The organism is Anabaena sp. FACHB-1237, assembly GCF_014696225.1.
In the GTDB taxonomy this organism is placed as follows: domain Bacteria; phylum Cyanobacteriota; class Cyanobacteriia; order Cyanobacteriales; family Nostocaceae; genus FACHB-1237.
In genome coordinates this window covers 80,664-94,435 of the sequence record NZ_JACJPV010000009.1, presented here as the reverse complement: position 1 = coordinate 94,435, position 13,772 = coordinate 80,664, and the positions used below count along the sequence as shown (strand labels likewise).

The 13,772-nt window shown below is 34.2% G+C and carries 8 protein-coding genes; 2 read left to right on the top strand and 6 right to left on the bottom strand.

The annotated features are described in order from the left end of the window. Window positions 1-107: 107 nt before the first annotated feature. The 6 genes from H6F32_RS06875 to H6F32_RS06850 form a co-directional block, all read right to left on the bottom strand. A complete protein-coding gene (locus H6F32_RS06875) occupies window positions 108-788 on the bottom strand; it encodes a DUF3226 domain-containing protein (protein WP_190368589.1) in 681 nt (226 codons plus the stop codon). 2 nt (window positions 789-790) lie between these two features. After that, entirely contained in the window at window positions 791-1,951 is a 1,161-nt protein-coding gene (locus H6F32_RS06870; RefSeq protein WP_190368588.1) for an ATP/GTP-binding protein, read from the bottom strand. A gap of 191 nt (window positions 1,952-2,142) precedes the next feature. Next, window positions 2,143-4,785, bottom strand: a complete 2,643-nt coding sequence (gene alaS, locus H6F32_RS06865; protein WP_190368587.1) for an alanine--tRNA ligase — start codon at window positions 4,783-4,785, stop codon at window positions 2,143-2,145. Between the two features lie 379 nt (window positions 4,786-5,164). Then, a complete protein-coding gene (locus tag H6F32_RS06860; protein WP_190368640.1) occupies window positions 5,165-5,848 on the bottom strand; it encodes an ATP-dependent Zn protease in 684 nt (227 codons plus the stop codon). Window positions 5,849-5,950: 102 nt separating this feature from the next. Beyond that, window positions 5,951-6,370: a hypothetical protein gene (locus H6F32_RS06855; RefSeq protein WP_190368586.1), complete on the bottom strand. Its 420-nt coding sequence runs from the start codon at window positions 6,368-6,370 to the stop codon at window positions 5,951-5,953. A gap of 426 nt (window positions 6,371-6,796) precedes the next feature. Next, window positions 6,797-7,108, bottom strand: coding sequence for a muconolactone Delta-isomerase (locus H6F32_RS06850; protein ID WP_190368585.1), 312 nt, complete (start codon window positions 7,106-7,108; stop codon window positions 6,797-6,799). 427 nt (window positions 7,109-7,535) lie between these two features. Between H6F32_RS06850 and recR the strand changes: the two genes are divergently transcribed. Beyond that, window positions 7,536-8,129: a recombination mediator RecR gene (gene recR / locus H6F32_RS06845; RefSeq protein WP_199294504.1), complete on the top strand. Its 594-nt coding sequence runs from the start codon at window positions 7,536-7,538 to the stop codon at window positions 8,127-8,129. Window positions 8,130-8,422: 293 nt separating this feature from the next. Continuing rightward, complete coding sequence (locus H6F32_RS06840; protein WP_190368584.1) at window positions 8,423-13,771, top strand: chemotaxis protein CheB; 5,349 nt, start codon at window positions 8,423-8,425, stop codon at window positions 13,769-13,771. Window position 13,772: the final 1 nt, after the last annotated feature.

Here is a 13,772-nt window from a genome sequence, read left to right as displayed (position 1 = left end):
TATGAGGTACAGATGTTAATGATAAAACCCTTGTAACACAGGCATCTTGCTGTGTTCATAGTGTACTTTATGTAGATGGAATGTGCTGTATCAATTAAATTTTGAGATTACAAATCATACAAATCCTTAAACCATTTAACAAATATTTGTGCTTTAGGATGTTGTGGATTTAGAATTTCCTCCTGAATAGCATTATGTAATTGTCTTCCTGGGGGTTTTTGCCAAGCTAACCAGGAATAAATATAGGCTTTATCAATATGTTCATCTATAAATTCTGCACCTTTAATCTTTGCTTCTGTTACTACTTCCTGTGCATATTGCCAAAGAGGTTCACTTTCGTCTTTAATCATGTAAGCTAAAAATGTTTCTAACATTCCTCTATTTTGATTATCTGGCATCATCCAAACACCGAATTTTTGCTGATTAATCATATTAATAATTAGTCCTGTTTCTGGCATTTCTTCAGGAAAATTATCTATGCTTTTTTGTATTATTTCTACCTTTAAACAAGCATTTCTGATACTTTGCCAACGATCTTGAGGATTTTCATCTGCATCTATTATTAAACCTAAGTGAGTTAATCCGCTTTCTTTCAATCTTGTAGATATTTTTTTATGATCAATAAATCCATCACTTCCATAAGATTGAATATAGACTGGTTCTTTACCTTGTAGCCAAGGAACTCCATTAGCTTCCATAAGTTCTGGAATAACTCTTTTATCTTGTTCACCTTCAACAATTAGTTTTTTATTAACAATAAGAACTTTAGATTTATCATTATTTGCCATTACTACCGCACCTCAATATTTTCTTCCGCCGCAATGACAATTTCAGATTCATCAAAGATAATACTGTTTTTTTGATCTTTCTCAATTCTGTGAATCCTAATACCATCATCAGTTACATTCTCTGTTTTTGCAATGTCAGCTAAACTCTGCCAACAATCATTACTATGTGTAGTTGCAAAAACTTGGACATTTAATCTTTTGGCTGTATCCCAAATCATTTTCCACATACCAGACATTGTAGTAAAATGAAGTCCAGTATCTATTTCATCTACAAATAAATAACCATCTTTAGCTGATACTATTGCTAATGCGAGTCCTAAAATTCGCCAAATACCATCTCCCATACTGCTAATAGGTACACGCTGTTTTTTATCACTAAGACGCACAAAAAAACCAGTATGTGAATCAGCAGCAGAGCGTAATCTCGCCATCTGACTAGTTTTTTGAACATTTGCTGGAGCAATACGTTCAATTTTTGGATCAATAATTTTAAGAGCTTCTGTTGCCAGTTCTTCTTCAGGAGTTAATACAACTTCTTCAAATAATTCTTTCATACTTGTGGTAGTTAAAGAAAAAGAATTGACAAATATAGTCCTAGAGAATTGATTTTTTTTGTCTCGACTAGAACGTTTAATAAATCTTAAAGATAAGCAATTATTATCTAATAAAGGCATATTTACAATTTCTTTAGCTTCATTTTCTCTATTCCAAACTACTCTGAAGTTCAGGCTTTTTAGATTACTGGATAATCCTTCAATCAGTTCTCTTTTAACTTCTTCATCCAAATCATCTAGTTCTTCTAAATCAGCATCAATATGTAACTTTCGGTTTCCTATATTCACAGAAAACTCTTCTTTAATATTGTCGTTAATTCCTGAAATAGAAAATTGACTATCTATATTAAATTGATGATCATAAAATAAATGAGAAATATTAAGTTCACGTTCTTCTCTTGGATCATCACTCCAAAAATACTCACCTCGGTTAATCATTATTTCGCCGAGAGGTTCAAGATTAGTTCGTGAACATAAAAGTTGAATAGCTTCTAGTATGGAAGTTTTACCGCTATTATTTTCACCAACTAGTAAGTTAATTCTGCCTAATTGCTGAATTTCAAAGGATTTGAAACCTCGAAAGTTCTCTATTTTTACACTTTTTAGCATGGTTTGTTAAATGAAGATAACAGAGAAATAATGACTAAATTTATTATATCAGATACCGTGTGAAGTTCCGTAGAATTGATCTAGGAACCCAATGCTGATTATATTTTTTCATCATGTACCTTTTATGTCACATTCTACAGTAGTAATTAAATAAATCCCCGACTTCTGTTAAAAAATCGGGGATCTAAATCCTATTTCAACGCTGCTAATAAATCATTTTTCGCAGTCTCCAAAGCCTCCGGTAACTTACTTGCATCTCTACCCCCAGCTTGGGCTAAATTCGGTCTTCCTCCACCTCCTCCACCACAAATTTTCGCTACATTACCTACAAATTTTCCAGCTTGTAAACCTTTCTGATTCACTTCCGCACTAAAAGCAGCAACTATACTCACTTTTCCTGCTTCGGGAATTGAACCTAAAACCACTGCACCATTACTAATTTTTTGCAGTAATCTTTCTGCGGCATTTTTTAATGATTCTGCATCTACATCTTCCATTTGTGCCACAATTATTCTATGTTCTCCTATCATTTCCACAGTCTGTAATAAGCTGTCAGATTTCACTATTGCTAACTGGGATTTTAGGCTTTCAATTGTTTTTTCATTGTTGCGAAGTTCGGTTTGTAATGTGGTAATTCTGTCCGGTATTTCTTCCGGTTTAACTTTAAAGCGATCGCTCAAATCTTTTACTACTTTATCACGCACATTCAAATAATCTAAAACCGCCGCACCAGATACCGCTTCTATTCTTCTGACTCCTGATGCAACTCCCGCTTCAGCTATAATTTTGAAAACGCCAATTTCCGCAGTATTATTAACATGAGTTCCCCCACATAATTCCATAGAAACACCAGGAAAATCTATCACGCGCACTTCATCACCATATTTTTCTCCAAACATGGCCACCGCACCTTTAGCTTTTGCTTCCGCTATGGGTAACACTTCAATTGTGGCAGAATGCGCTTCCGAAATCCAAGTATTTACTAAATCTTCCACCGCTTGAACTTCTTCCATAGTTAATGCACGAGGACAGTTAAAATCAAATCTCAATCTTTCAAAAGAAACTAATGAACCTGCTTGAGAAATTCCTTCATCAACCACTTTTTTCAATGCTGCTTGTAATAAATGTGTGGCGGAATGGTTAGCTTGGGAACGACGACGACAACCCCGATCAATTTGGGCGTTAATATTGTCACCAATTCTAATTGTACCCCGTTCCACATATCCGAAATGAATAAAGAAATCAGATTCTTTTTTCACATCTTCAATTCTGATTAAAACCCCATCTCCCGCAATATATCCTTTATCTCCTATTTGTCCTCCAGATTCAGCATAAAATGGCGTTTTATCTAAGACAATTTGTACTGCTGTTCCTGCTTCTGCTGTTTCTTGGGAAATACCATTAACTAACAATACTTCAACCTTTGCTGTGGTTGCTAATTCATGATAACCAATAAATTGGGTAGAATGAATATGTTCTGCTAATTTATCTAATGAACCTTGGACTGTTAAATCAATAGTTTCGTGTGCTGCTTTTGCCCGTTCTACCTGTTTTTGCATTTCCACATTAAAACCATCAACATCCACAGTTAAATGATTTTCTTCGGCCACTTCTTGAGTTAATTCTAAGGGAAAACCAAAGGTATCATATAAGGTAAATGCACTTTCTCCATTAATGACAGTTTCACCTGTTTCCTTGACATTTGCCATGATTTCTGCTAATAGTTTTTCACCTCTATCTAAGGTTTTTAAGAAGTTACTTTCTTCTCTTTGTAATTCAGCTTTAATTACTGTTTCTCTAGTACGTAAATTTGGATAAACATTTTCAGAAAGAGAAATGGCAGTTTCTGCAACTTGGTTGATAAATTCTCCGCTAATTCCTATTAGTCTTCCATGTCTAACTACCCGACGAATTAAACGCCGTAAAACGTAACCTCTACCCACATTAGAAGCGCGAATTTCATCCGCTATCATGTGAACTACAGAACGTACATGATCACCAATTACTTTTAAGGAAACTTTGGTATTTTCATCACTTTCATGATAATTAATATTAGCAATTTTGGCCGCAGTTTCTATGATGGGAAAAATCAAATCTGTTTCATAATTGTTAGGTTTATTTTGTAGAATTTGTGCCATTCTTTCTAAACCCATTCCTGTGTCAATGTTCTTATTTTGTAATGGGGTTAAATTTCCTGACGCATCCCGATTATATTGCATAAATACTAAGTTATAAAACTCAATAAACCGGTTATCATCTTCTAAATCTATATGATCTTCGCCTTGTTCTGGATGAAAGTCATAATAAATTTCTGAACAAGGACCACAAGGACCAGTGGGACCAGAAACCCAGAAGTTATCATCTTCCCCCATGCGTTTGATGCGTTTTTCGCTGACACCGATTTTATCGCGCCAAATTGTGTAAGCCTCATCATCTTCTTCAAAGACGCTAACAACGAGATTTTGCGGAGAAAAACCGAATACTTTCGTAGATAGTTCCCATCCCCAAGCGATCGCCTGTTCTTTGAAATAATCACCAAAGCTAAAGTTACCCAACATCTCAAAAAATGTATGATGTCTCTTAGTACGTCCTACATTCTCAATATCGTTTGTTCTAATACATTTCTGCGAAGTTGTAGCACGTTTATACTCTGGTGTCCGTTGTCCTAAAAATATGGGTTTAAATGGTAACATTCCCGCAATGGTTAATAATACTGTGGGATCTTCAGGAACTAAGGAAGCACTGGGAAGAATTTGATGTTGTCGTTGTGAGTAAAAGTCGAGAAAAATTTGACGGATATCGTTACCGCTTAGGTATTTGAGATTGGAAGACATGAGAGTTTACAAAAAAATAATAGTATCTATTGCTATTTTCCCACTGCTTTAGCCGGAAATTTGCAAAATCATCAAATCATCTCCTTTCTAGTATTGCAGATGAGTGAAGCAACTGGGACATTACTAGAGCGCGTTAGATATAAACAATCCGTGTATTCACATAATTTATTCATTTTGATGCACTTTGTATATTTATTAAAAAATAATGTCTATCTTTATCTAGGTTTTATATAGCACTTACCATTTATAAAAAAACCTAACTCTCTCCTAAGAAGAGAGGGAAGCGGAAAAACTTTTTTTAGCTGGAATCGGAGTTTAAAAACCTCTCCCCAACACGGGAGAGGTTTACCAAAGAGGTTTATTCATAGATTAAAAACTTTTAAAAAATCCTCTTACTCAAGATAGTTTGCAAACATTCTGATACCGTAGCACCTTGTTTCATAGCTATCACTAAATCTTGATAACTCAACCAATTTGCCTGGATGAGATTTTTAGCTTGGAGAAAATGAAAACGTTGTTTTTGCTGATAAGATGTTTCTGAAAATCCTAAAACTTGGAGAATTTCCCTTAATTTAGTTTGATCATCATTTCCACCTTCTGCAGAGTTAAAAACTAAAATTTCCGCAGCAATACCAGCCATCCAAATAGTACAATAACAATCTACAACGTGAGCAGAAATTTTACCAGTTTGGATTTGTTTTTCTATTTCTTGATCTACTAAAATAACACCACCCTGCCCTGGTTGCCCTTTTTTCCAAGCATCCCAAGCAGTTAACGTATAATCACTAATAGTAAATCCTAACAAATGAGCGACTAGAAAATGGCCAGCTTCGTGATGTATAATGCGTTCTTGATAGTTAGGAGAAAACCTAGATAACCAATCTAAAATTATTGTTCCTCCCTTACCTTGAAAGCTAAAACTATCTAAAGTTGCTATTCCTAAAAATGTCACAGTTGCTAAAGCTGGAATCGTAGGAGAAAGATGTATTAATGGTCCTAATAACGTGGAAATTGTCATTAAAAAAATAGAAATAGCGATGACATTGATAGCAGTTTGGTTCATATTTGTATATTCAGATACCTGATTTTTGAAAAAAGTCCGGTATCTAGTTCCTGGATAGTATGGCGATCGCCAAATTATAACATAAACTAATGTCACTTATAACTATTTCCACAAACTCTGGCGAATTTTATCAGTAAATTTCTCCTTTTTGGGCGCAAACTCACAACAATTTATAGCTTCTTCTGTTAAGACAATTTTAGGATTAACAGCACATTTTAAATAATGATTATTTGTGAAAAACAGACATTTTTTGCATGGTAATTTATGGTAAATATCATTTTTAACACAGTTTTTATTGTCATGATTATTCCGGAATCTTTGCAAAATTATTAATACAATAGTCCAGAGAATAACTACACCTAAAGGACTTAAATATAATGTCAATTCTGGTAGATTAATATCATAATTTCCCACTTCTTCTTGTTGATAATTTTGTTGATCATGTTCTTCATTGCTGACATTAATGTTTTTTGTGCTATTTTGCAATATCAAGATGTTTTTGCATACCTGCAATCTATACATATTATTTTCCTTACTTATATAATGGTTATCAATCTAATCAGCGACAGAAGCAGGTTTTCATCCCTAACAGGATGTTGGTAAAGTCTAAGTATTAGATATCTGCTGGTAATTCAATGTCCGTGATTTGAAACCTAAGATTCACTTGAATTGTGACAACTGATCATCAAATTAGAAACTATATTTAGAGACTATATACTTATAAACTCTTCCTTCTGATAATTTAGTTACCAATTAATTATATATTTAACAAAATCAAAAGTTGCTTATCTCTGTCAGGAGTTTTAGTTGCTAAAATATGAATATATATCTAAAGTAGTAATTTTTCATATTATTCACATATTTAAAGTATAAAAAACCAAGATTCTCCATATTTAAAAGACTTAAAAAAGGTTGAGAATCTTGGATAAAAGTAATAAGTTCTTATTCTTAATTTAGTCTAGCTTTAACGTCAGCAGCAAAATCTTCGTATTTTCTTAAAGGAGTGACTTCTACATGAACATTTTGGCCATTTTTCTTCATAATTGGTAAATCCAGAAGAATTTGATCAAGAGTATCAGGGGTAGGAACATCAACAATAACTATTACCCGACGAGTACCAATACATTTCCATAAGTCTACTACAATTCCCGCTTGTTTAGCTGCTATTGCAGTATCAGCTTCTTCACTCCAAATAGTAAATAGTTCTTGCTGGTTCATATTATCAGGGTATTCGACAAGAAAGTCTAAATGATATAGCATTTTTGATCCTCTCAAAGGTGTATTCTGCCATAATTATTTTAGATAATTTTAGATATTATAGACAAGTACCTAGTACCGCAGGGCGGAAGTCAAAAGTCATGCCTTCAAAAGTCAAAACGAAGACAGTATAGACTTTTGGAGGATTTAGAAGGGTTGCTTTATTGATGCCAAGCTGTACTAGTGGAAACAAAAACCATAGATGTGTATAGGTTAAAAACTAGCAACATAAAGTACATAACCAATGGCTTACTGTGTAGCCAGCGTAGCTGATACATTAGGTTAATTACGTATATTTTGTATATTATATTATATTTAGCACTGAGGATAGAATAGGTAGACCTGGGCATTCTCTAGTTTTTCGTATATTGAAATTGATATGGCATAATTTAATCATAAACTAATCACAATATCAGGAGATAAAACTACGCTGTACGCACGTCCTCTAGCTAGATTAATAGAACAATTGCAACGTTTACCAGGAGTAGGTCCCAAAACCGCCCAAAGGTTAGCTTTATATATTTTAAAGCGTCCAGAATCAGAAGTGGAAGCATTAGCCCAGGCTTTAATAGAAGCAAAACAACAAGTGGGTTTATGTCAAGTGTGCTTTCATCTGTCCTCTGAACCAGTATGTGAAATTTGCCGTCATCCCCAACGGGATAATACAACTATTTGCGTAGTGGCTGATTCTCGTGATGTGATTGCCTTAGAAAAAACCCGCGAATATAAGGGTAAATATCACGTTTTAGGCGGTGTTATTTCGCCGATGGATGGTATTGGTCCAGAACAGCTAAATGTTCAAGCATTGGTAAGAAGAGTGAGTCATCAAAAACCATTGGAAGTCATTTTAGCAATTAGTCCTAGTGTAGAAGGTGAAACCACAACATTGTATATTAGTCAATTACTAAAACCTTTTACTAAAGTAACTCGTATTGCTTTTGGTTTACCAGTGGGTGGTGACTTAGAATATGCTGATGAATTAACTTTAGCAAGGGCTTTAGAAGGTAGAAGAGAAATTAATTGATAGCAATTAGCTAATAAATATGAAGACTGAATAGTTGCTATATAGTTTTTATAGCATTTTCTATATATAGCAGTAGCCACAATTGTCAGGACATTTTTCTATTGTCTGTTCCCTGTTATCTTTGAATTAAAATACAATGTCTTATACGTCTGTTGCTATAATTTCTGTATTTTAATAATTAATAATTTTTTAATATTACTATAATTTACTATAATTTATAATCTTATTAATAATTTTATTGATAACTTTTCTGTATCTATTCATTGTGAGTTGGTTAAAAGGAATCATAGATTATGTCTGAGACGAATAAAAGTAGTTGTTTTGTAGTTGGTATCGGTGCTTCCGCAGGTGGTTTAAGAGCACTGGAAGAATTTTTTGATAATATGCCAGCAGATAGTGGTGCTGCTTTTGTAGTAGTACAACATTTATCTCCAGACTTTAAAAGTTTGATGAAAGAATTATTAGAAAGACGGACTCGGATGACTGTAAAACGAGTCCAAAATGGTATGGAAATTGAGTCTAATATAGTATATTTGATTACGCCGCAAAATAATTTAATTGTCAAAGATGGAACTTTAGAATTAATTCAGCAAAGTGAATCTCCGCGACAACAACCGAATTTTCCCATTGATATTTTTCTGGATTCCCTAGCTAAAGAAAAAGGGGAACAAGGGATGGGTATAATCCTATCTGGGACAGGAAGTGATGGTACAAGAGGTTTACAAAGTATTAGCGAAGCAGGAGGTTTAACCTTTGTACAGTCTCCTGGCACAGCAGAATTTGATGGAATGCCCCAAAGTGCGATCGCTACTGGTATAGTAGACCAAGTATTGCCCCCGGCGGAAATGGCTAGAACCATTTATGAAATTATCCAAATGCAGCGTCAAGGTGCTACCCAAAATGAATCTTTATTACCAGAATTAGAATCAGAAAAATTAAGAACTATTATTTCCATTCTTAACCAATATGAAAAACTAGATTTCTCCTATTATAAGCCTAGTACATTAAGTCGTCGTATTTACCGTCGCTGTTCTTTAAGTGGTTATAACCTTTTAGAAGATTATATTCAACATTTGACAGTTTCCCATGAAGAAAGAGCATTATTAAGAGATGATTTGATGATTGGTGTTACGAGATTTTTTCGTGATTCCGAAGCATGGGAATATTTAGATTTAGAGGTGTTACCAGAATTAATTAGTCCTTTAGAAAATGGTCAACAATTGCGGGTTTGGGTAACAGCTTGTGCTACTGGGGAAGAAGCCTATTCCATGGCCATTTTAATTGATGAGGTAATTAAACGTTTGGGAAAACATTTGAGTGTGAAAATTTTTGCTACAGATATTGATGCTGCTGCATTAACAAAAGCATCCGAAGGTATTTATCCCGAAAGTATAGCTATTGATATTTCTCGGCAAAGGTTAGAACAATATTTTACATTCCGTAATCGCAATTTTCACGTTTCCAGAGCATTACGAGAAATGATTATTTTTGCCCCCCATAATTTAGCTAAAAATGCTGGTTTTACCAGGATGCACTTAATTAGTTGTCGCAATGTTTTAATTTATATGCAGCCCATTTTACAACAGCACGTGATGAGAATGTTACATTTTTCATTAATGCACAAAGGGATTTTATTTTTAGGTGCTGCGGAAACTCCAGGAGAATTAATTGAAGAATTTAGTCCTATTTATGAAAAGAATAAAATTTATCAGAAACGTCGCAATATTCGTTTACCAATTGCTAATCAAAATTTAGATTATATTACTCCTGTGGTTTCTCGTCCCAGTCAACAAGTTAGACGCGGCACTTCTCAATTTGATCCGGTGTTAAGTGCTGCTTTTAGTATGTTTGCACGTCGGCGTTTTTGTACTTGTTTATTAGTAAATGATGATTTGGAATTATTCCATGTTGTCACAGATGCGGCAGAAATTATGCAGGTTTCTGAAGGACAAATGACTAGGGCAATTGAAGATTTAGTTCCTAATGCTTTAAAATTACCTATTAATACTGCTCTACATCGGGCAAAAAGAGAACGGAAACAGGTTCTCTATGGTAATATTCATTTGTATCAAGGCGATCGCATTCGTAATGTAAATTTAGAAGTTAGCTATCACACTGGTGATACTCGTATGGCTGACTTTTTTATGTTAATCATAGAAAATGAAGAGCGTCAAGTTCCCCCTAGTCGGCCAGAAGTGTTTGAACAGGATGCAGAAGCCACACAACGTATTCTTGATTTAGAATATGAATTACAACAAACCCGGGAAAATTTACAAGCTACTATTGAAGAATTAGAAACTACTAATGAGGAACAACAAGCTACTAATGAAGAATTATTAGCTTCCAATGAAGAATTACAAAGTACCAATGAAGAATTACATTCAGTAAATGAAGAACTCTATACAGTTAATACTGAATATCAAACGAAAATTAGACAATTATTAGAATTATCTAATGATGTGGATAATTTATTAAGAAGTAGTGAAATAGGTGTAATTTTCTTAGATAGAGAATTGCGAATTAGAAAATTTACTCCCGCAGCAACTCCGGCTATTAATTTATTAGAAACTGATGTAGAAAGACCTATTCAACATATTACTCATAACATGAATTGTTCTAATTTACTACCACTATTAAAACAGGTGGTAGAAACAGAACGTCCCATTGAACAGGAAGTACAATTAAATCATACTGGACATCATTTGTTGATGCGTTTGTACCCTTACTTGAGGGATGATGGACAAGCGGATGGTGTTGTAATTACTTTTGTAAATATTGATGAAATTAAACAAGTACAACAGGCATTACAAAGACGTACAGAAGAATTAGAAAAACTATATAACACTAATCCTGTGGGTTTGGTACTCCATGATCATGATTTGCGATTTGTCAGAGTTAATCAGGCTATGTCAGAAATCAATGGTCTGTCAGTGGAAAAACATTTAGGTAAAAGTGTACGCGAAGTATTGCCAAACTTAGCTGATGAAATTGAACCAATTTTACGACAAGTCCTCAAAACAGGAAAGCCAGTCAGCAATAAGGAGATTTCTGGTATTACTCCGGCTCATGCTAATGTAGTTAGAGATTGGATTGTGAGTTATTATCCAGTAGAACAGCCAGATGGTTATCGGGCTATTAGCGGTGTCATTGTCGAAATCACTGAATTAAAACAAGCTCAAATGGCTTTGCGTAAAACTGAAGAACGCTTGCGGTCAATAATGCACTCTAGCCAGACGATTTTATTTAGTTGTGAACCTCATGGTAATTATCAGGCTACTTTTATTAGTGATAATGTAGAACTTATTTTAGGTTATCCACCTCAAACATTTTTAGAAGCAGATAAGTTTTGGCATGATTATATTCATCCCGAAGATCGGGAAAAAGTTGTATCAGGATTACAAAACTTGCAAAATGATAATAGTTATTCTTATGAGTATCGTCTACGTTGTGCAAATGGTGACTATCGCTGGTTTTTCGCTCAATTGCGATTAATGCGAGATAAACAACAACAACCAGTGGAATGTGTAGGTTATTTAGTGGATATTAGCGATCGCAAAAATACAGAACGTTTCCTAGAACAACAGGTACAAAGAGAACGTTTATTTAAACAAATTAGCGATGAAATTAGACAAAGTTTAGAACCAAGTAAGATATTTACAACTTCAGCAAATCGTATTGGTGAAGCATTTGCTGTGAATCGTTGTTTGTTACATACCTATGAAGCCCAAGCAGAAAAAGTTTTACCTGTAGTAGCAGAATATTTAAGTGGTGGGTTTCCATCTATTAAAGAACTATTAGGACCTATTGCTGGTCATCCTCAACTAGAGGAGATTATACAACAGGATACAGCGATCGCTATAGATGATGTTTTTAATCATCCTCTATTAGTACCCACAATCAATGTTTCTCATCAAAGTCAACTAAAATCAATTTTAGCAATTAGAACATCATACCAAGGAAAATTAAATGGATTAATCTGTTTACATCAATGTGATCGCCAAAGAAACTGGACAAGTGAAGATATAGTGATGTTAGAATCGGTAGCTGCTCAAGTAGGAATAGCGATCGCCCATGCTAAACTATTACATCAAGCAGAGAAAAGACAAATAGAACTTGCACAACAAAACCTGGCCTTAGAAACAGCTACAGAAAAAGCAACAGCCGCAAGTCGTACCAAGAGCGAATTTCTAGCAAATATGAGTCATGAAATTCGTACCCCCATGAATGCAATTTTGGGATTTTCTGAACTTTTGCAAAGTCTTGTTAAAGATGATCTAGCTCAAAGTTATTTACAAGCAATTCAAACTAATGGTAGAACCTTATTAACCTTAATTAATGACATATTAGATTTATCAAAGGTAGAAGCAGGTAAACTGAAACTGAATTATGAATCAGTTAATTTACCCTTGCTTTTACAAGATATTCAACAAATGTTTATACATAGAGCAAAAGAAAAAGGACTCTTTTTAAACTTACATATTAATCCTAATATACCCAGTGATATTTATATAGATGAAGTCAGATTGAGACAGATACTAGTTAATGTAGTTGGTAATGCCATTAAATTCACCGAAAAAGGTGGTGTTACCATCAGAGTCAACAGCCAAACGCATCTACAAATTGAAAACCAAGCACATTTAGAAATTGCCATTGTAGATACAGGTATAGGAATTAGCAAAAATGATCAAATGTTAATATTTGATGCTTTTCGTCAAAGTCAAGGACAAAGTAATAGAAAATATGGGGGTACAGGATTAGGCTTAACTATTACGCGTCGACTGATGCAAATGATGGGAGGAAAAGTAGAAGTCATCAGTGAATTAGGAAAAGGTAGCACATTTAACCTCATTTTCCCAGAAATTACAGTAACAAAAAACAACCCAATTAGTTTATTAAACAGTATTGCCAGCTATAACTTTAGCCAAGTACCATCATTAAAAATACTGATAGTGGATGATGTACAATCTAACCGAGATTTACTTCATGCCTATTTCAACTCCACACCGCACCAAATCATGATGGTAGATAATGGAGTAAGCGCAGTACAATTAGCAATAGAACATCATCCAGACTTGATTTTACTAGATTTAGTCATGCCGCAGATGGACGGACAAACAGTATTAAAAAAATTACACGCAAATGATAAAACTAAAAATATACCTGTAATTATGGTGACAGCATCCATACAAGAGCAGGATTTTGAAGAATTGCAAACATTAGCACAAGGATTTTTACGTAAACCTGTAAGTAGAATAGAACTAATGAAAGAATTACAGCGAATTTTCCCCTCGCAAATTACCTTACCTAATCAGGATATACAAAGTTGTGAAACAGTCATGACAGAGGAAGCGCTAAAGAAGTTACCAAAACTGATAGAATTACTTGAGCAGGAAGAAGTAAATGTATGGCAAACTCTCCATCAAACTTTATTAATAGATCAATTGCGAAATTTTGCAATAAGATTACAAGATTGGGGAACCCAATATCACTGTCCTGATTTACAAGAGTATGCAACTACTCTTAAAAATCAAATTGATACTTTTGATCTCGCGTATTTATCAGATACCGTAGCTAGTTTTCCCAAAATTAGTAAAAGATTGGAAAAAATGCTCCATGAAAAAAATAATGATATAGTTGATTAAT